Raw genomic sequence first — 18,835 nt, forward strand, 5'->3', positions numbered from 1 at the left:
GTGGCGGTTTGCATCATGATGGATATCAATGAGGATTGGATAACAGGTAATAGGTATTTATCTATAGAGGGGTGAGTAGAATCAGGACACGGGGCCACTGAGATTTTACAGCAATTATGGCATGCTACCCTAGCTTAAACTTATTTTCACACTCATTTACCAAATTATCTAGATATTCTATAATGCTTTCACATGTTTGTATAACGTCTTTTTTATCAAATTCTGGCACATGAACTTTATCGCCTTTAACTAAATAGCGACTAACATAAATGAACCAACGAATTAAGGTTTTAGGCTCAGGCGGTTCCAATGTAGGCAACACTTCTGTAATTTCGCTTTCTTTTGTCTCAGGTTTTGATCCTTCTTTTTCAAGAATAATATCCGCACTAAGGTCGAGACTACGTGTTGCTCCGGTAGGTATAGGCTCCTGGTGTACGCTGTAATTTCTAACCTCTTTAGAAAACTTAAGATCAAGCAGTTGACCCATTTCAGCTTGTTTAATACCATACCACCCGTCCCACTTATCACCAACCTTCTTTCCAAAACCTTCTTTTATCTCATATTGCTTTTGCATGTGAAATGTAACACTTCTTGCAGCTTCGACAAATGAGCTAAGAGCATAAGAAAATTCTTCGTCGTCTTGAAATGCCGTCTTCATTTCAGAGAGATCATGTTTTGCTCTCTCTAATGAAAATCTGGTGGGATCTTGTATCATATCAAAAACGGGATGCATCTATTCAATATAAACTTTTTCATAATTAATCCTGCATTTCGCATTAACTGTTTTGAATGCTCAATAATTTTCAGGTTGCTGTTTTTTGATTCGAAATCCTTTGACACATTTGGAACAGCCTTACTGTGAATTGCGGGCAACTTGACCAGCGAAAGCTTTTCCGTGTTGCGAGAATCAAAACAAAGGCTCTTCGTGGGTGAGATATGGCAGAGATTATAGCCTCTGTTCCTCTGCGCCTCTGTGGTTGGGTCAGAGCATCGCGGTTCACCACAACGGCAAAGACACAGAGAATTTGCGATTCAAGTTCACCCATACTTAATAGCGAAGAGCCAAAACAAAAGATTCCTGAGCTGGGAGATATCAAGACAGCAAGGACATTCCCCTCCCTGGCAAGGAGGACAGGATGGGAAATATGAGGCAAGCCTCCAGCTTCCATTTGGCTGCCCCAGCTGCCCTATCCAGCGATGCTTTTTCCGGTTATGCTCTCATCAGTTATGCTTGTCCGTCAGCTTCTCAAAGCAATCCAGGCATGCTACCAATCCACTTGCGGTCCGGCCGCAGATCTCCATGAATTCCTCGCCTCACACCTGGCACCGAAGAGTGGGATGAATCTGCGCCTTCCTTGGCTGAGGGATTTGGACCGTGCTCACGCTGAGCAGCTCATCATCTGGAGCTTTAATGATCCTCTCCATCTCCCGAACTCTCATAATCTCCAACTCCCGTCTCTCCTCTGCAGTTAGCTCCCCCTTGAAGTACCGGGCTCTGATCTCGTCCATGCCCTTCGATAGATCCCCTTTTAAGTAGATTCTAGTCGCCCGGCCATCATTTCTGGAGAAGAAGGTGAAGGCTTGCTTCCCATGATCCTTGATGATCAGATTTCCCTTGCCTGCGGTGCACCCTAAGATCTGCTGCACAACATCCACGCTGCAGGATTTATTCTCAGCAATGCACACCAGCTCCTCATCCTCGGATCTGGGATGATGCTCTTTAACATACTTTGCCACTCTGTAGCCTATGGCAACCCCGGACATAGATGCCCGTGAAATTCAACTGCCGCATTTAGGTCGTCGTCCATAATTCCTCTTTATCGGTATCTTGATTCTCATCCCCAATCTTGCCAGCAGCTCGGTCCTCCATCACTCCACCCGTCTGACCATCTATCTCCCTGCCCACCCGACCATCCATCGTCCCATCTTTCAGCGAGCCTCTCTTCTCTCTCATGTCAAATTCCCCACAGGCGCTCTCTATCAGCCCTCTGGTGTAGGGATCGACAGCATTGGAGAGAATATCATCCGTAGCCCCTTCCTCCACAATCCTGCCTTTCAGCAGTACTGCTATCCGGTCGCTCGCCTTCCTGGCTACTGCTATGTCATGGGTAACAAGCAGAATGCCAAGGCCCATCCTCTCCTGCAGATTCAAGAGGAGCTTCAGGATCTTCGCCTGCACGCTGGGATCGAGCGCCGAGGTGGGCTCATCGGCAATCAAGAGCTTTGGCCTGAGGGCCAGGGCCCTGGCTATCGCCACCCTCTGCACCTCTCCCCCGCTCAGCTGATGGGGATACTTCGCCAAAAATCGATCGCTTATCGGCAGCTCCGCCTGTCTTATGACCTCTCGTGCCCTGGCCACCCTCTCTTCAGGGCTTCCTCTGCGCATCACATTCAGGGGCTCGAGAACTGCATCCAATACCGTCATGCGGTGGCTCACAGACTCCTTGGGATTCTGAAAGATCATCTGCACCCGGCTGTAAAAAGAGACATCCCTTTTGCCAAGCTTATTCCCTTCCAGGAAGACCTCGCCAGAGCTTTGCTGGCACAGGCCCATGATGGCCTTGGAGAGAGTGGTCTTTCCTGAGCCGCTCTCCCCCACCACCGCCAATGTCTCTCCCTCATAAAGAGTCAAATCTACTCCGGATAGAGCGGAATAGGAGTCAAATGAGACGCCCAGGTCCCGGACCTCAAGCAGGGGCACAATCCCACCCCGGTGGCAGGCGACGAACCTTCCTTTCACCTCCTGGAGGAGCGGGATTTCGGTCTTGCAGATCTCTATCCTCTGAGTGCAGCGATCGTGAAATGGACAGCCTTCGAGGCCATGGCTCATCATTCCCGGAATGCCCTGCAGATCTTTGGCCCGGTTCATGGCCGGATAGGAGCGGATAAGGCCGCGGGTGTAGGGATGAGCGGGATTTTTCATGATCTCTTGTGTATCTCCGGTCTCTACTATCCTGCCGGCATAGAGGACCGCCAGCCGATTAGCCAGCCTCTGCGCCAGCGAAATGTCATGGGTGATCAGAAGGGACATCCTGCAGTGCAGAGCTGATTGGAGTAGGCGGATGATATCCATCTTGGTCATGGCATCCAGGGACGCAGTGGGCTCATCCAGTATCAGAAGATCGGGATCATTGGCCAGGGCCATGGCGATGGAGATCCTCTGCTTCTCTCCCCCGCTCAGCTGGTGGGGGTAGGCAACAGCCTTCTCTTCGCTCAGGCCTACCGCCCGGAGGAGACGGATCATCCCGGACTGGAAACTTCTCTCTCCCCTCGATTCCTCCCCTCCCTTCAATCCTCTCAGCCCCTTTAATCTCCCAAGGCTTCCTAACTCCAGCAAGCACTGCAGTCCTTTTTGATGAATGGATATGGCCTCTATGATCTGATCCCCCACCCGCTGCACTGGATCAAGAGCATCTTCGATATTCTGAAATACCATGGCCATCTCTCCTCCCCGCAGCTGGCGAAGCTCATCCTCTGTGATCCGGAACAGATCCCTGCCATTCAGCAGCACCTCTCCTCTGGCTGCTCCCTTTGAGAGGAGGCCCATAATGGAGAGGCCCAGGGTGCTCTTTCCCGCTCCGGACTCGCCGATAATGGCCAGGCAATCGCCCTTATCGATATCCAGATCTATTCCCCTGAGGATCTCCGTCCTCGCCATCGTGACCCTAAGGCCTCTGATGCTCAGCATCCGCCAGCCTCCAAAGAGCCAACCTCCCCATTCTCATTCTCTTCTCTTTCATTCCCATATTCGCGCTCGTTCACATCATCATTCCAGTTTTCATGCACATGCTCGTGTCCGTGCTCGTGCTCATGTCTGCACAGCCTGGGGTCCATGGCTGCCTCCAGGCTCACTCCCAAAAAGCTCAGGCTCACCAGGGTGAGCGACAGAAAGATGCCAGTGGGAAGCAGCCACCACTTCCATACATCAAGATAGGTGAAGGCCAATGCCTGGTGCATCATCTTCCCCCAGCTGATGATCAGCGGATCTGAGACTCCAAGAAATGCCAGCCCCGCCTCCATGAATACCGCCCTCCTGGCATCCTGGATCATCATGGAGGCGATGATGGGAGAGATATCGGGCACTATATGGTTCTTGAGTATATGCCTCTGGTCCGCTCCAAAGGTCCTTGCGGCATAGATATGCATCCGCTCCTTCAGGGTGAGGACCTGGGAGCGCACGATTCTCGCTCCTCCTGGCCAGGAGAAGGCAGATATCAGCAAGATCAATAGTGGCAGGTTTGGCCTGAAGTAGGCCGCAATCAGAATCATCACAATGATTGTGGGAAGGGAGATCATCACATCCACTATTCTCATCCAGAAGCGCTCATAGAGCCCGCCCACCAGCGCGGAGGAGGCTCCGATCAAGACGCTAAGGGAAGAGGCGAGCAGGGCCACAGATGCTGCCACCAAGAGGGAGGTTCTCGCCCCGAAGAGCAATCTGGTCCAGATGTCCTGGCCCATGGAGTCTGTGCCCAGAAGATGATCATTCGAGGGGGAACTGAATATCCTGCCGGTGTACTCGGTGGGTGAATAGGGGGAGAGAAGGGGCGCGAATATGGCCATAAGCAAGATCGCTGCCAGCACCAGGATGCCCAGGAGCGCCATCCTATCGTGCCTGATTTCATGGCCGAGGTCAATGTGCATATCTGGTCCTCGGGTCAAGCCTCTTGTAGATTTGGTCGACAAACAGATTGGCGAAAAGAACGGTGACCGTCACCAAGAGGAGTATTCCCTGGATCAGGGGATAGTCTCTCGCATCCAAAGCGGTTCGGAGCATCAGTCCGAGGCCGGGATAAGAGAAGATTATCTCGATGAACAGCGCGCCTGTGATCAGCTGAGGAATGCGCAGGCCGGTAGCGGTGGTCACGGGCAAGAGGGCGTTTCTTCCTGCATGTGAATAGCGCAGGCAGAATTCAGAGCAGCCCTTGGCCCGGGCGGTGAGCATGAACCCCTCCTTTAATATGGTGACAACGGTGTTTCTGGTGAGAAGATAGATGCCGCCCAGATCCACTAAAACCAGAGCGGCCAGGGGCAGGGCGAGATGCCTTGCGATATCTGCGACCAAAGGGAAGCCTTCCAGGCCGGAGTAGGGGGTGAGAGCGCCGGACAGGGGAAAAAGGTTCAGGCTAACCCCGAATATGAGCAGGAGGACAATTCCTAAAAAGAAGTCGGGAAGGCCGCCCAGGAGCATGAGCCCGGCTAACAGTCCCCTGTCTATTCTCTCACCCCGGCGGTATCCGGACTCGATTCCCAGCATCACGCCCACCACGGTGGCTATCAGCAAGGACAGGCCTACGAGGAGCAGAGTCCAGGGAAGAGCACCCATGATGACTGAGGAGACCTCATCCTTATAGTAGTAAGAGAAGCCGAGGTTGCCCTGCAGGAGAGCGAGGACATAGGCGACCATCTGCTCCGACCAGGATTTGTCCAGGGCGAAGAGCTCGGTTAGGTGGGCCTCCATCTGAGGAGTCATGGCTACCAGGGCTTCGTCTCCATATATGGCCTGCAAAGGGTTGCCGGGCATCATACGGGGCAGGATGAAGTTGAGGGCGAATATGGCCAGCAGAGCTATAATGTAGCTTAGAGCCCCTCCCCTCTTTCTTCCCTCATTTGACATCTTCGTGCCTCACTGGAAATCCGCCATCATTTCGCCATCGAACATCGACCGGCTAGTGCCATTCCATTCAACTCTTGCCCTTATCGTTCTGCCAGCCTATCCTGACATCAGGGAACGAATCCATCTCTGCGGAATAAGGCTTGATGTCCAGAAGGACTGAGCCATCAAGGGCATCCATTCCCTTTACCGTGAGCCGGTTTCCCTCGACCTTCAGCAGCTGGACGATATCAATAGCAATCGGGTTTGGCCTGTTGGGAGAACGGGTGGCAAATACCCCATGCTCTCCCTTGCTGGTGGGCGGGGTGGCAAGCAGCCTCTTTCTGTCCCCCAGATGCAGCCAGAAAAGGATGAACAGGTGGGTGCATTGCTCAATATCCTTCAAACCCAATTCATATTCAGCAAAGACCTCGATCTGGCATATCTCCTCTGAGAGCCTGCCCTGACGGGGGATATCCTCTCGTCTCTTATACGGGGTGTGGATCTCTCCCATCGGAAAGAGCACCATGGGACTTATTTCTTCAGCCATTCAAATCATCATCAACGATTTTCGTGCTAATATCCATGTTTTATTTGGATTGATTGTTATCTACAACAAGAATTGGGCTATCATTTAAGACTATTGCGATTGATAGGCGAGCTACAGCCCATTGGCAAAAAAGAGTCTGCTCCGGCCGATCAGCCGCAGCATTCCAATATGGATGGGAGATCACGGGTATTCGAGATATCATCTCCGAACTGAGCTGATCTGGCAGCTAGACGAATGCCATCTTATTCAGAGCGATGGGAACACCGCTTCCAACACCTCCATAGGTGAAGTAGAAGGAGACCAGATCATTCGATGCCCAATAGCTATCGGTGTAGTACAGGGGCAGGGCGGGAAGATCCTCGGCTATCAGTTCCTGGGCAGAATCGACCAGATCCTTTCTCTTGGCGGGATCCATCACAGCCAGCTGACCTTTCAGAACTTCATTGAGATCCGAATTCTTGTCGTAGCGGGCGCTGTTGAAGCTAACCATATCCGAGACCACCTTATTCAAGATCGCCGGATCGCCACCAAGGCCACCATGGCCGCTGAGAGCGAGATCGTACTTCCACCCTCCGACCAGGCTGTCCAGGGTTTTGGAGTCAACGCTACGCAGATTGATCTTGATGCCGGCATCATCGAGATGCTTTTTGATCAGCTCAGCCTGGCGCTCGGTATCCGCTGTAGCCAGGAGCTCTATTCCATCAGGATAGCCATCGATAGAATAATACTTTCCTTCTCCGTCCATTGCGTAACCCAGCTCCTCCAGCAGCTTTCCTGTCCTGGCGGGATCATGAGCATACTCTTCTTGGCTCGGGTTATGCCAATCGTTGTCGGAGGCATAAAGTCCCGCGCTTCCCTCCAGGCCATAGCCTCTCAGGCCTGTCTTCACCAGGTCATCCCGGTCTATTGCATAGTAAAGGGCCTGCCTGAATTTGATATCGGAGAATGGCTCTTTATTGTGGTTGACCATGATCTTGGCCACCCAGTCATGATTGCCTTTTATTACGGCAAAGCCATCATCCTTGAGGCTGTCTACCGTCTCTCCGGGAACTGCAGCCGCATCGACATCTCCCTTTTCCAGGCTTGCTGATGCCATCTCCTGGCTCACTTTGATGAACTTTATCTGCTTGGTTCTGGGAGCACCCTGGTAGTAGTCCTCATTTGCCTCATAGAGATAGCTGCCCTGAGCCTTATCATAGCTCTTCAGCATGAATGGACCGGTTCCAGTCAGGGCTTCCGAATCCATGAAGCTGGCCGGATCGCTTACCCCATCATAGATATGCTCGGGAAGGATGGGCAGAGTCCCTGCCACCTGATCCAGGAAGGGGGCATACTCCTCGGTCAGAGTGATCTTGACCGTCCGGTCGTCTAAGACCTCTGCTGACTCTATGGTGCTCGAATCGACCCACTGATAGGGATGATCTTGGATATAATCGACTGTAAAGGCCACATCCTGGGCGCTGAATGGCTCTTTGTCGTTCCAGGTCACTTTATCGCGAAGATGAAATACATAGGCCTTCTCATCTGCCAGGTACTCCCAGCTCTCTGCCAGAGCGGGGACAAATCCGTTCTCGTCTTTCCAGATGAGAGTATCGAATATCAGGCTCATGCGGATGTAGCCCGGACCGCGGGAGTAATGGCCGTAGGGCGATGGGTAGCCCCAGTCTCCAGTGGAGTCGGCTATGGTGAGGGTCTCGACCGTCTCATCATCCGACCCCTGAGCGGTGACAAGCATTAGCAGCGTCAGGGCCATAGCAGCCAATACAAGGCCGGAATGCTCCCTGCTGCAAAGAGGCCCGATTGCCATATTCATAATTCTTGTGAATTTCATTCAGTATTCTCCTATGATAAAATAGTATACTCGCATATTTTAAGAGCTTTTCTAATATGAGATACATTTATGGATAATTTGTATGCTTAAAATTTAAAAAGGTATAATCCTATTCCCAGCTTTATGGATTGTGGACCTTATCTCCTCCATGTTTTCCTCAATCTATGCTGAAAGGTGCAGGATTTCTCCCTGGATATTGTCGGTCTTATTAGAGAATCTGGATGCCTGAGAGAAGCTGGCTGCAGATGACATGGAGGAAAACAGGGAGAAAGCTTTATATTCGATCATTGTCTTGGAATATTTCGTTAAATACCGAAAAGATATGAATAGCAGAAAGTGAATCTCCAAATTAGGGAGGAAAACCTTGCATAGACTAGGTTTTGATGTATCGTCTGAGGATAGAATGGAAATCAGCACAGCGGTTAGAATAGGATCCTGGGATCTTCCTCCAGGTCCAAAACCGGGTCCACAACTGCCCAGGAAGAAAAAGCCGCAAATTCCGTGAAAAAAGGTCAAAAACCTCTTTTTTAATAGGTGTGAATCCTGCAAAGCCAATGGATCTGGTGCAATATCTGCCCAGATCCGCCAAAATGGTCCGCAGAGCAGCCGAAATTCCGTTTTAGGATCAGTCATTAATGCGCGAGCATCCATGCCAATTCGCATTATATGGGCAGGCTATTTTGCATTTGATCTGGCTTATTATGCTGGTTTTTGAAGATGGCAGGAAGGGAATGAATAGATGCGTTTTCTGTGCTCATGAGGAAGGCTCGTTCTTGCTCAAAATAAGCATTCGCTCTAATTTGAGACGAATTTCGGCCTACAGCTAGGGAATTATTTAAGTATTAGTTCACAGGTAAATTGGTCACAAATGATGGTCGTAACGCACCGATATAGTGATAAATATAACGAGGAGGATATGAGATGGCATTCTACACGTTGGGCCTCACCTTTGAACTTGTGATACTCCTGACAGTTATTGTACTTGCTGTTTGGATATATGGTATATATTTTAACTTTAAGAAATGGGGCCTCGGATCCACCGGCTACCACGACCCGTTGCGCAGAAGCTTCTGGTTATTCCTTGCCACCTGGATTCATGAGGCATTTAAGGACGGCATTTGGGTATTTTTGAGGACAGTGGTGCTTGATGTTCTTCTTCTCAGGAGGACTCTTGCCAGGAGCCCGGTACGATGGGTAATGCATATGTCCATGTTTTATGGATTCCTGGCACTGGCGGCACTCTCCGGCCTTGGACTCATGCTCGATATCGTGGAGCACTTCAATTTAGCCGGATTTGCTCATGAGGCTGAGATGGTCAAAGGCATGATGGCGCTGCCCTTCGATGTATTTGGATATCTTCTGCTATTCGGCTCCACCATTGCCATATCCAGAAGGATCCTGATCAAGTTCGTGCGAGACAACACCAGCGCATACGATGCCCTCTTGATCGGAGCAGTCTTCTTGATCACCGTAACTGGATTTTACGCTGAATGGATGCGCGGCAACTCTTTCCTGGTAGGGAACATGTTTGAGTATCCCATCTACGCGCCCCACTTCGCTCTGATTCATACCTTGCTCGCCCTTGGTCTGTTCGCCTTAATTCTGCCCTGGAGCAAGTACATCCACGTGATTGCCACGCCGATGACCCTGATAGCCAATCGAGGAGGAGAGTAAAATGGCTGATAATAAAGAATCAAAGCCCTTGATGACGGGCTATATGATTTCCACCCAGCTCCTGGAGGTAGATGGCTGCAACAGATGCCAGGAGTGTATGAAGTGGTGCCCGACATTCGCCGTCAGACCGGATCGTCCCGGAATCACTCCCATGTACAAGAACGCCCGCTGGAGAGAGCTGATGGCCAAAAACCACAGCCTGCGGGCTAAGATCTTCGGCGGCAAGCCCCTGGAAGAGGACGAGATGAAGCTCTTCACCGAGGATGTGTACTACTGCACCACCTGCGGTGTATGCGGAACGGTCTGCGAGGCGGGAATAAAGACCGTCGATCTCTGGGAGGCCATGCGCCCCAACCTCGTAGCTCGCGGGGACGGGCCCTATGGCAAGCAAGCCTTCTTCCCCAAGCTGGTCAAAGCAGACCGAAATCCGTATCAAGGCAAGCAAGAAGACCGCTTGTGCTGGGTTCCCAAGGATGCAAAGGTCGATGAATCCGGCGAGATCGTATATTTCGCAGGCTGCACTGCGGCATACAGACAGCAAGCCCTGGGTGTGGCCACAGTCAGGATCCTGAATAAGCTGAATGCGGACTTCGCGATGCTGGGCAAGGACGAATGGTGCTGCGCCTCTGCCATGGTCAGAACTGGCCAGAGAGAGGTAATGGCTGAGCATGCGGTGCATAATGTCGATGCCCTCAAGGACGCGGGAGCGAAGACTGTGCTATTCGCCTGCGCTGGCTGCATCAGGAATTCCACCGTTGACTGGCCCAGGTGGTATGAGGGCTACATCCCTTACAAGAACGTGCCCCTCTCGGTCTTCCTGAGGGAGAAGCTGAGAAAGGGTGAGGTGGAGTACAAAATTCCTCTGAACTACACCGTGACCTACCATGACCCCTGCCATAACGGCCGCCATCTGATGCACGAGATCGGAAAGGATTGGGCCTTTGAAGCATCCAGGGAATGCCTTGAATCCATACCCGGATTGAAGTTCAAAGATATGCTACGTAACAGGGAACTGCAGAGATGCTGCGGCGCAGGCGGAGGCGTCAAGGCAGGCATTCCCGACCTGGCCCTGGATATGGCCAAGGCCAGAGTGATGGATGGGGAGGAAGTAAAGGCAGATGTCATTTCATCCACCTGTCCCTTCTGCAGAAGGAACATCATGGATGGCAGGAACGATGCCAAGTCCTCCATAAAGGTCCTGGACGTGGTGGAGCTGATGGCAGCATCCATGGGACTGGACATGACCATCCCCGAGAATCCCTACACCAAATACCAGGAGCAGGATGTCCTGGTCTGCGGCCCGGTCGAGTGCAAGATCGATACCGTGGAACGCAAGGCGCCAGGCAAGGATCTGGTGGGCGAGGCTCACTGAAAAGATCAGGATGCCCGGAGTTCCGGACATCTTTTTTTTCACATTTTTTGAAAAAAAATTTCTATTCCAGCCACTTTCCTGTGAAGGCCCGGGGAAGAAGGTCACGGGAGGAGGCGGTCAGAGCATCTCCTTTGCAGTTGGCCATTATCACCATGATATCCTCTCCGAACTCTATCAGGCTCTGCCTGCATATGCCGCAGGGGGATATAGGCTGGCAGCCGTCTCCTACTATCGCTATCGCCTCGAACTCCCTCTCTCCTGAGGCTATAGCTTGAGAAATAGCTACTCTCTCTGCGCATATCCCCGCGCCGGTGGAGGCGTTCTCTATGTTCCCTGCGGAATAGACGTTTCCCTTTTTAGTGAGAAGGGCAGCGCCGACCCTGAAGCGGGAGTAAGGAGCATATGCTCTGGCTATGGCCTGACCGGCGCATTCGATCAATTGGTCGTATCCTCCGGCATATGGCCTGGGGCCGATCCCCAGAGCGCCGATATACATGCATTCCGCTGGCGGAATGGTGGGAATCTCGCCGCTAGCCTCCTTGATGGGAACGCCGGAGTTTCTTATTATCGCTGCTGGAATACCCTCGTCTCCCTCTCCCATCACGATCTGAGCAGCGGATACCAGATTGTCGGCTACGGCCTTGCGGGTGATCTTGAGCTCTCTGCCGAAGAGATCCTTCTGCCCCCGGGCATCCACCACCGCCTCCAGACCGGAGCAAGCCAGCGCTACCCCAACGCAGCCCAGCCTGAGAGGATGAGTTCTACTGTCCCCGATTATCACCCCGATCTTCTTTCCGTTTGCCATTCTCTCCCGGATGGCTATGGCAGAGCCTTTGGGATCGGCGGGAAATAGGACCACATGACCCGGTGGGGCATTGGAGTTGTCGATACCGGCATTGGGAAAGAGAAATCCATTGTTCAATGTCAGGACCACTCCCGGGATGCCTCCCACGATCTCGTCCGACTCCCTGAGGATCAGCTCCATCTCTCGAGGGTCTTTTTTGTACTGGCCAGCCAGAGATATGGCCAGATCGCCTGGCTGGATCTCATCCAGATCGACCACCCGTCCCTCAGAGGTGGCGACGATGCTCTCGGAGACGACCAGTATATCTCCATCCTGGAAGGCCTGACCAGACCTATTCATTGCTCGCACCAGGAACTCCACAAGGTCGTCTCCCGGCATCAACAAGTCCGATTTAATTCCCAAAACCTGCAATAAATCACCTGTAACGCTCTGGTCTGTCGATCAGCTCCAGGGCCTCCTCAATGATAGCGGCCAAATGGCCGAGCCGGAAAGGCTGCCCTTTCAGGTTCCTGACCAGGCTTGATATTTGAGCATGAGTGCCGAGGATTAAAATCTCTTGCGGCCGCTTATCGCAGCGCAGGGCCATCTTTGGAATGGCGGCATCTCCTCCCCGGGCGAGCATCTCCTGCTTTATTATCAGGGCCTCCATGCTGCTCAGGCCCCGCACCGCCAGGATCCGAAAAGATCCCTTCCGGGAGAGGAGCTGGTATGCCCCCTCGTCCACCTGTATCCGCTTCAGATGCTCTGCCAGATCCATTCCCTGGCCGAGATAGCCCAAAACCTCGACCTGCATATCGCCAACTGCATGTTCATCCACATCGCAATCCATACTGCAATCGCTGGTCACAATCGGCCGTCCGCGGATGGCACCAGCCATGGCGATCGCATCCAGGCTGGCGGAGATGTCGTGCGTTCGGACGATATGTGCCCCCAGATAGACGGCTACTGTCGTTGCTGCCAGGCTTCCGGCAAGCCTCCCTCCAGGATCGGGAATATTCAGGCTCTCCCCGATGAATGTCTTACGGGATAAAGCAGCCACTACCGGCCGCCCGATGGCGCGCAACCGGTCAAAGCCATCCAGGATGGCCAGGTCCTGGGCTGCCGTCCTCACGGGAATCCACTTGCCGATCCCTGGATCTATGGAGATCTTATTCAGAGCAACTCCTGCTCTCACTGCCTGCCTCACTTTGTCTCCCAGGAGGGGAATGATCTGATTCAACAAAGGCAGGTCTCCAGGCCTTTGATCTGATGCCATGATGATCAGAGAGCCGTCATATTCTGCTACCTTTGAGGCCATATCAGGATCGTGCAGGCCAGAGACATCGTTGATGCAAGTAGCTCCACAGGACAGGGCCTTTTCTGCAATCTTCGCCCTTTGGGTATCTACGGAGACCACGATATCCAGGTTATCCGTGATCTCCTTTAAGGCGGCAAAGAGCCTGTCCTTCTCCACCTCTTCGCTTATGGGGGGAGATCCCGGGGCGGTAGAGACCGCACCCAGGTCAATGATATCAGCTCCCTCATCCTGCAGTCGCCTGGCAGTTGCTAGAGCCTCATTCGAGCTGGCCACTGAGCCCTTATAGAACGACTCCCGGCTGAGGTTGATGACCCCCATCAGCCGCACGGGCTGAATATCTCCAACCTTCACCCAACCCAACAAGCCTTCAATCACTTTCAACACCACTAGCTCAATGATCCTATTCCCTATTCCGAGAGCCAGAGCAGGATTCCCGTTCTCCTCGCCCGGCGGATCGCCCGGTCGAAGAGGATGAGCCCCAGCAGCAGATATAGCGCGGCCAGAGATAAACCTACAGCCAGATGATGGGGTCCGGGGATAAATATTGACCTGTAATACTCCAGGAAATAGGTCAGAGGGATGGCCCTGGCCAAGACCTGCAGAAAGAATGGGAGGACATCCACCGGATAGTAGATCCCGCTGAAAAGGAGTATCAGACCGCTCAGACTCCAGGCGGCAACATCAGCCTTTTGGCCGAAGGTGAGGATAGAGATGCAGACAGTGATTCCTATGATCGCGGCCATGGAAAAGACACCCGCCAGAAATATCAACGGGGGGATCAGGCCGCCCGCCTGAAACCTGAAATCAAACAGATAGAAGCTGATCGATGCCAGGATGGCAAAGACCACCGATCCCCTCATGATGCCGAAGAACAGGGATCCAAAGATCAGATGGCGGCTATGTATCGGGGCGATGAATGTGTTCTTTATGCTCTTGGACCACATATCAAAGAGGAGGACATAGGCCACATCCATCTGGGCCACCTGGAGAATGGTAAGAGCAATGGAACCCACCAGGAGAAAGGAGACCATGGACTCATCCACCATCAAAAATCGAGTGAGAAGGCCGATGGAGAGCAGGTTGACCAGGGGCCAGAAGAACAGCTCGAAGAGGGTGAAGACGTTCCTCTTGGAGATCACCCAGTTCTTGTAGGCGGAGGCCAGATACTTGTTCAGCTCACCTTGCCAATTCAAGGAATACGTCCTCCAGATCGGGCTCTTCTATATTGATATCCAGAATTTTAGCATCTTGAAAGCTTTTCAGAATCCTGTCCAGGCTATCCTCGTTACTGTCCATCAGGATTTCCAACTGTCTATCGACCGGTCCCTCAGCTGGCTTTGTCACCTCTATGTCCGCCTGCCCATTCGCCTGTATATCCACTCGCCCATCGACTATTCCGGGTTTGCCCCTGACTGCTATGACCCCCTCCAGAGCTCTCAGGGCATCAAGGTTCGCCAGCCCCCGGTAGGTTATCTTCACCCTCTTTCCCAGTTCGAGGTGGTTTTTCAAGTTCTGAGGGGTATCCAGGGCTGCCACTCTGCCCTTTCTCAGAAAGGCAATTCTATCGCAGAGCAGCTCCGCCTCGGGCATATAGTGGGTGGACATTATAACTGAGATCCCCTCCTCATCATGAATTCTCCTGATCAGATCGTGGGTTTTGGCGGACATGTCCGGGTCCAGGCCGGTGGTCGGCTCGTCCAAAAAAAGGAGACTGGGGTGGTTTAGCATGGCTTTGGCCAGGGACAGGCGCTGCTTTAAGCCGGTGGAGAGGTTCTCGAACTTCACGTCCCTGTACTCCCCCAGCTCAAAGGCATCGATCTGGTCCTCGACCGTCCGATTGAGGCCGAGGCCATAAAGGCCGTAGAGCATGCCATAGTGGACGAGATTCTCTCTTACCGTCAGGCTCCAGGGGAAGTTGGGTTTGGCAGTGCTGATATTGATTATCTTGCGGATCTCTCCCCTGTCCCGTCTGGCATTCAATCCCAGAATGGACAGGCTCCCCTTCTCCGGGTAGATCAAAGTGGAGAATATGGAGATGAGAGTGGTCTTCCCCGAGCCGTTGGGGCCGAGCAGGCCGAAGATCTCTCCTCGATCTATATCCAGAGATATTCCTTCCAGGACCGTCTTGGCGGAGCCAAAGAGGCTCTTGTAGCTCTTGCATATCCCCTTAGCCTGGACCGATTTTTCGCTCATCTTCCCGATCTTCCTCTGCATTTCTCTCTTTTTGCCTATAGCCGCTTGATCCTTCTCTTCCGGCCATAAAGAAGCTTTTGTCTGCGCAGGATGATGGCGAGCAGAACAAGAAGGGCCAATAGGGCAATGAAGAGAATGGCCCCATGGGAAATGAGGCGGCCCGATCCCTTTAAGCTCAGCTCAAAGGGGAGGACCAGATCCATCTTTTCCGAGCGCAGGCCCATGCCGAGTTGATACTCCTCCTGACTGGCATCTCCATCCACCCCGACCAGGAAGCTGGCGGAGGCCATCTCACCCGGCGACAGGTCTCCTAGAGGAAGGTCTCTGCTTTTCACCCGAAAGGGAGGAGCAGCTATAAGGCTGGCCGAACAGTTCGGGAGGATATCCTCTCCGATGTTCTCCACCGCGATTATTAAAGATCCTTCTTCTCCTGGATAAAGGTGAGACTGCACTCCTGCAATGCGCAGGTCATCCTTATCTCCGAATGCATAGACCCTCAGATTCAGGCTCTGGTTTGATGGCTGGCGGAGGGGAAAGGCCTCGCCATCGCTCACGCTCACGTCCACCTGGCGCACATAATCCACCCTCAAGGGAAGGTCATACCAACCACTGGCCCTCTGATCGATGCTGATGTTGAATTGCAGCTCTTTTGCCTCTCCCGCTGGGAGAATGGCAATATGCTGCACGCCGGAGGTCACCTGAATGGGGCCGGCCGACTGCAAAGCGGCTCTGACATCCATGGCCACGGAGCTGTTCATCTCCTCTCTTTGCTCTTGCAGGATATCGTCGGGGGAATCGCTGCTGCTTATAGGTATCAGCTCCTCGATTCTGCCCTGGTTGGCAATGCTTATTCTCAGGACACCGTCACCTGGCGAGAGTGCGGGATTGGTAGCTGAGGCATTGAGTTGCAGATGGCTGATGGACTTGTAGTGATCATCGGCAAAAAAGATGATATCTTCTGCCTGGCCCAGGCCGACCAGGATCAGCAGAATGCAGATGATCTTCAGCAGCTCCATATGATTTCGGTTGAGTTTGCATCCTTAATTAAGTCTATCTGAAGGCAGCATGCTCCCAAACCAGACAGCTTTTAGATCCAATATCGCTTTTCTGCAATAATTCCGGGAATCCTCATCTGGAATACAGCGTGCTCAGGAAGAAGAATATCGCCGCGGTGAGAATTATCGTGGCGCCTGACGGCACATCCAGCATGTAAGATACTATGAGGCCAACAGTCACGAATATCGATCCCAGAACTGCGGATCCGGCCATGATGGAGGGCAATCCCCTTAGATGCTGCCTGCTTATGGCTCCGGGGATGGTGAGAAGCGCTATTACCATTATGATCCCCACGATCTTGATCAACACCACCACGCTGAAGGCCACCATTGCCAAAAGCAGGAGCCTGAGGCTTTTCACCGGCAGGCCGATGGCCTCCCCGTAGACCGGATCGAAGCTCATTATCAGGAATTCCTTGTAGAGGATATAGATCAGGAGCATTATGGCCAGGGTGAGTCCGGATATCAGCAGCACGTCGTTGATGGTCACAGCCAAAATATTGCCGAAAAGGTAGCCATAAAGGTCTCTGGCATAGCCCTTAGAGAGGGTGAGGAGCATGACTCCCAGGGCCATTCCCGTGGCCATGAAAACCCCGATGGCGGTGTCCTCGGATACCCGTGCCCTCCCACTCACCATTCCTATGCCGACTGCGGTCAATACGGCCGAGCCCACTCCGAATATCAGGGGATCGAAGCCCAGGAAATAGCCCAGACCGATGCCTCCAAAGGCGGCATGAGCTATGCCGTCGCTTATGAAGACTATCTTATTCAAAATGACATAGATCCCGATTATGCCGCAGAGGACGGCGCTCGCCAGGCCCGCGGCCAGGGCCACCCGCATAAAATCGTACTGGAAGAGGTCCAACTGCAACTCAATCATGCTTCCTCAAGACCCGGTGGGGCGTTCCATGGGCAATCATCTCCACCGGACAGCCGTAGGCCTTCTCTATATCTTCGTTCGTTAGCTCCTTTGAGCCATGGTAATAAAGCCTCTGGTTTAGGCAGGCGATTTTGCCCACGTATTTGGATATGGCAGTGATATCGTGTGAGACAAGCACAATGGCTATTCCCATGTCCTGGTTGAGGTGGCAGAGAAGCTCATAAAACTCCGTTTGCTGGGAGGAATCAACGCCCGCTGTGGGCTCGTCTAAGAGGAGAAGCTCTGGATCTGAGACCAAAGAGCGGGCAACAAAGACCCTCTGCTGCTCTCCACCGGAAAGGGCACCGATCTCCCGGTCAGCCCGATCCTCCATCCCCACCGCTTCCAGGGCGCAATAGGCAGCATTGCGGTCGGCAGGACCGTAACGGCGGAAGAGGCCAGTCCTGCCAAACCTTCCCATCTGGACCACCTCCAGGATCTTGATCGGGAAGTTCTGATCGAAGATGGTCTTCTGGGGTAGGTAGCCCACCCTTCCCCTCGCCGCCTCAGGTTCCAGGCCGAATATTCTGATCCTCCCTTTATCCGGCTTTATAAGACCCAGCATCACCTTGAGAAGGGTGGACTTTCCTCCCCCGTTCGGGCCGATCAAACCCAGGAAGTCCGCCCGTTCCAGCTTCAGGTTTATGTCCTCCAGGATAGCATGCTCTTCCCTGAAGATCCAGAGGTTATCAATGGAGACGATCTCGGCGGTCATTTCAGGCTCTTGGAGATCTCCTCGCCTGTGCGACGCATATTCTGTAGATAGTCATCTGCCAGAGGGTCAAGGACCACAATCGTCGCGTTCATCTCTCTCGCTATTACCTCTGCAGATTTGGGATTGAACTGTGGATCAACGAATATGGTGGTTATATCGTTCTTTTTAGCCATATCGATCAGGCTTGCCAGGTACTGGGGACCGGGCTCTTTCTCCTCCTCCATGATCGGCACCTGGACCAGGCCATAGTCCCGGGCGAGGTAGCTCCAGGCAGGGTGGAAAACGATGAAGGTCTTATTCTCTTTTGCGGCAAAGGTCTGGCTAAATTCTCTGTCCAGCGCTTTCATCTCCTCCAACAGGGCATCTCTATTACGGAGATAATAGTCTCTGTTTGCAGAATCGACCTGGATCAGACCATTGCATATATTGTCCACCTGAATGGCAGCATTCTGCAGAGATAACCAGATGTGCGGATCGGCGTTTCCGCCCTCTTCGCTTAACAGCTCCACTCCCTCAGAGGAGTCCACAACCAACATATCTTCATTGACCAAGAGCGCCTTTTCCATCCAGAACTCAAGGCCCGCACCGTTCATGATATAGATGTCCGCATTGGCGATCTCCTTCATCTGAGAGGGGGTGGGCTCGTAGGTATGGGGCTCGGCTCCAGGCGGGATTATCGTCGCTATTTCGACGTTGTCACCACCGATCAAAGAGATAAGCCCTGCCAGGGGAGAGATGGTCGTGGCGACGGAGATGACATCAGAGCCATTATTCGCGTACTTCTTCAAGCCATTTCCTGTGCCATTAATGGGTAGGGATTCAGCCTGGGAA

19 protein-coding genes are annotated in these 18,835 nt (G+C 52.8%); 3 read left to right on the forward strand and 16 right to left on the reverse strand.

Features of this window, described 5'->3' with window-relative positions; genetic code table 11:
* Positions 1–124 precede the first annotated feature (124 nt).
* Positions 125–715 (reverse strand): hypothetical protein, encoded by a 591-nt coding sequence (locus BP822_RS05690; RefSeq protein WP_286877926.1) that lies wholly within the window; start codon positions 713–715, stop codon positions 125–127.
* A gap of 221 nt (positions 716–936) precedes the next feature.
* On the opposite strand from BP822_RS05690, the gene BP822_RS05695 reads away from it, so the two are divergent.
* Positions 937–1,149, forward strand: coding sequence for a hypothetical protein (locus tag BP822_RS05695; RefSeq protein ID WP_286877927.1), 213 nt, complete (start codon positions 937–939; stop codon positions 1,147–1,149).
* 165 nt (positions 1,150–1,314) lie between these two features.
* Here BP822_RS05695 and BP822_RS05700 read toward each other — a convergent pair whose 3' ends face one another.
* The 7 genes from BP822_RS05700 to BP822_RS05730 all read right to left on the reverse strand — a co-directional run bounded on the left by BP822_RS05700 (position 1,315) and on the right by BP822_RS05730 (position 8,637).
* A complete protein-coding gene (locus BP822_RS05700; protein ID WP_286877928.1) occupies positions 1,315–1,764 on the reverse strand; it encodes an FmdE family protein in 450 nt (149 codons plus the stop codon).
* Positions 1,765–1,792: 28 nt separating this feature from the next.
* Positions 1,793–3,688 (reverse strand): ABC transporter ATP-binding protein, encoded by a 1,896-nt coding sequence (locus tag BP822_RS05705; protein WP_286877929.1) that lies wholly within the window; start codon positions 3,686–3,688, stop codon positions 1,793–1,795.
* Entirely contained in the window at positions 3,682–4,644 is a 963-nt protein-coding gene (locus BP822_RS05710; protein ID WP_013720673.1) for an ABC transporter permease, read from the reverse strand. The genes BP822_RS05705 and BP822_RS05710 overlap by 7 nt, the downstream gene beginning before the upstream one ends.
* Positions 4,634–5,617 carry an ABC transporter permease gene (locus BP822_RS05715; protein WP_273271348.1) on the reverse strand — a complete coding sequence of 328 codons (984 nt, stop codon included), beginning with the start codon at positions 5,615–5,617 and terminating at the stop codon, positions 4,634–4,636. The genes BP822_RS05710 and BP822_RS05715 overlap by 11 nt, the downstream gene beginning before the upstream one ends.
* Positions 5,618–5,684: 67 nt before the next feature.
* Positions 5,685–6,143 carry a tRNA (N6-threonylcarbamoyladenosine(37)-N6)-methyltransferase TrmO gene (gene tsaA / locus BP822_RS05720; protein WP_273278689.1) on the reverse strand — a complete coding sequence of 153 codons (459 nt, stop codon included), beginning with the start codon at positions 6,141–6,143 and terminating at the stop codon, positions 5,685–5,687.
* Positions 6,144–6,369: 226 nt separating this feature from the next.
* Complete coding sequence (locus BP822_RS05725) at positions 6,370–7,950, reverse strand: ABC transporter substrate-binding protein (protein WP_394339427.1); 1,581 nt, start codon at positions 7,948–7,950, stop codon at positions 6,370–6,372.
* Between the two features lie 186 nt (positions 7,951–8,136).
* On the reverse strand, positions 8,137–8,637 hold the full coding sequence (locus BP822_RS05730) for a hypothetical protein (protein ID WP_286859169.1): 501 nt from the start codon (positions 8,635–8,637) through the stop codon (positions 8,137–8,139).
* Between the two features lie 258 nt (positions 8,638–8,895).
* Here BP822_RS05730 and BP822_RS05735 point away from each other — a divergent pair, with 258 nt between their 5' ends.
* A complete protein-coding gene (locus BP822_RS05735) occupies positions 8,896–9,648 on the forward strand; it encodes a heterodisulfide reductase (RefSeq protein WP_013720678.1) in 753 nt (250 codons plus the stop codon).
* A 1-nt stretch (position 9,649) separates the two neighbouring features.
* Positions 9,650–11,020, forward strand: a complete 1,371-nt coding sequence (locus BP822_RS05740; RefSeq protein ID WP_013720679.1) for a (Fe-S)-binding protein — start codon at positions 9,650–9,652, stop codon at positions 11,018–11,020.
* Positions 11,021–11,081: 61 nt separating this feature from the next.
* On the opposite strand, the gene cofE is transcribed toward BP822_RS05740, so the two are convergent.
* The 8 genes from cofE to BP822_RS05780 all read right to left on the reverse strand — a co-directional run.
* Positions 11,082–12,236 carry a coenzyme F420-0:L-glutamate ligase gene (gene cofE, locus BP822_RS05745; RefSeq protein ID WP_286877930.1) on the reverse strand — a complete coding sequence of 385 codons (1,155 nt, stop codon included), beginning with the start codon at positions 12,234–12,236 and terminating at the stop codon, positions 11,082–11,084.
* A gap of 4 nt (positions 12,237–12,240) precedes the next feature.
* A complete protein-coding gene (gene folP / locus BP822_RS05750; protein ID WP_232844302.1) occupies positions 12,241–13,497 on the reverse strand; it encodes a dihydropteroate synthase in 1,257 nt (418 codons plus the stop codon).
* A gap of 32 nt (positions 13,498–13,529) precedes the next feature.
* A complete protein-coding gene (locus BP822_RS05755; protein WP_013720682.1) occupies positions 13,530–14,315 on the reverse strand; it encodes an ABC transporter permease in 786 nt (261 codons plus the stop codon).
* Positions 14,299–15,315: an ABC transporter ATP-binding protein gene (locus BP822_RS05760; protein ID WP_276619221.1), complete on the reverse strand. Its 1,017-nt coding sequence runs from the start codon at positions 15,313–15,315 to the stop codon at positions 14,299–14,301. Before BP822_RS05760 ends, BP822_RS05755 begins: the two co-directional genes overlap by 17 nt.
* A gap of 35 nt (positions 15,316–15,350) precedes the next feature.
* Positions 15,351–16,331 carry a COG1361 S-layer family protein gene (locus BP822_RS05765; RefSeq protein ID WP_273278692.1) on the reverse strand — a complete coding sequence of 327 codons (981 nt, stop codon included), beginning with the start codon at positions 16,329–16,331 and terminating at the stop codon, positions 15,351–15,353.
* A gap of 112 nt (positions 16,332–16,443) precedes the next feature.
* On the reverse strand, positions 16,444–17,250 hold the full coding sequence (locus BP822_RS05770) for a metal ABC transporter permease (protein ID WP_013720685.1): 807 nt from the start codon (positions 17,248–17,250) through the stop codon (positions 16,444–16,446).
* On the reverse strand, positions 17,243–18,004 hold the full coding sequence (locus BP822_RS05775; protein WP_273278693.1) for a metal ABC transporter ATP-binding protein: 762 nt from the start codon (positions 18,002–18,004) through the stop codon (positions 17,243–17,245). The genes BP822_RS05770 and BP822_RS05775 overlap by 8 nt, the downstream gene beginning before the upstream one ends.
* Positions 18,001–18,835 (reverse strand): metal ABC transporter substrate-binding protein (locus BP822_RS05780; protein ID WP_286877932.1); only part of this gene is annotated, 835 nt, incomplete at its 5' end. The genes BP822_RS05775 and BP822_RS05780, both read right to left, overlap by 4 nt.

The organism is Methanosaeta sp. UBA458, from assembly GCF_002496085.1.
Lineage (GTDB): Archaea > Halobacteriota > Methanosarcinia > Methanotrichales > Methanotrichaceae > Methanothrix > Methanothrix soehngenii.

What these genes read in the sequence shown, in the direction of transcription:
- BP822_RS05690 (WP_286877926.1), bottom strand. Translation starts at nt 715, where the DNA reads ATGATACAAGATCCCACCAGATTTTCATTAGAGAGAGCAAAACATGAT.
- BP822_RS05695 (WP_286877927.1), top strand. Translation starts at nt 937, where the DNA reads ATGGCAGAGATTATAGCCTCTGTTCCTCTGCGCCTCTGTGGTTGGGTC.
- BP822_RS05700 (WP_286877928.1), bottom strand. Translation starts at nt 1,764, where the DNA reads ATGTCCGGGGTTGCCATAGGCTACAGAGTGGCAAAGTATGTTAAAGAG.
- BP822_RS05705 (WP_286877929.1), bottom strand. Translation starts at nt 3,688, where the DNA reads ATGCTGAGCATCAGAGGCCTTAGGGTCACGATGGCGAGGACGGAGATC.
- BP822_RS05710 (WP_013720673.1), bottom strand. Translation starts at nt 4,644, where the DNA reads ATGCACATTGACCTCGGCCATGAAATCAGGCACGATAGGATGGCGCTC.
- BP822_RS05715 (WP_273271348.1), bottom strand. Translation starts at nt 5,617, where the DNA reads ATGTCAAATGAGGGAAGAAAGAGGGGAGGGGCTCTAAGCTACATTATA.
- tsaA (WP_273278689.1), bottom strand. Translation starts at nt 6,143, where the DNA reads ATGGCTGAAGAAATAAGTCCCATGGTGCTCTTTCCGATGGGAGAGATC.
- BP822_RS05725 (WP_394339427.1), bottom strand. Translation starts at nt 7,950, where the DNA reads ATGGCAATCGGGCCTCTTTGCAGCAGGGAGCATTCCGGCCTTGTATTG.
- BP822_RS05730 (WP_286859169.1), bottom strand. Translation starts at nt 8,637, where the DNA reads ATGCGAATTGGCATGGATGCTCGCGCATTAATGACTGATCCTAAAACG.
- BP822_RS05735 (WP_013720678.1), top strand. Translation starts at nt 8,896, where the DNA reads ATGGCATTCTACACGTTGGGCCTCACCTTTGAACTTGTGATACTCCTG.
- BP822_RS05740 (WP_013720679.1), top strand. Translation starts at nt 9,650, where the DNA reads ATGGCTGATAATAAAGAATCAAAGCCCTTGATGACGGGCTATATGATT.
- BP822_RS05760 (WP_276619221.1), bottom strand. Translation starts at nt 15,315, where the DNA reads ATGAGCGAAAAATCGGTCCAGGCTAAGGGGATATGCAAGAGCTACAAG.
- BP822_RS05765 (WP_273278692.1), bottom strand. Translation starts at nt 16,331, where the DNA reads ATGGAGCTGCTGAAGATCATCTGCATTCTGCTGATCCTGGTCGGCCTG.
- BP822_RS05770 (WP_013720685.1), bottom strand. Translation starts at nt 17,250, where the DNA reads ATGATTGAGTTGCAGTTGGACCTCTTCCAGTACGATTTTATGCGGGTG.
- BP822_RS05775 (WP_273278693.1), bottom strand. Translation starts at nt 18,004, where the DNA reads ATGACCGCCGAGATCGTCTCCATTGATAACCTCTGGATCTTCAGGGAA.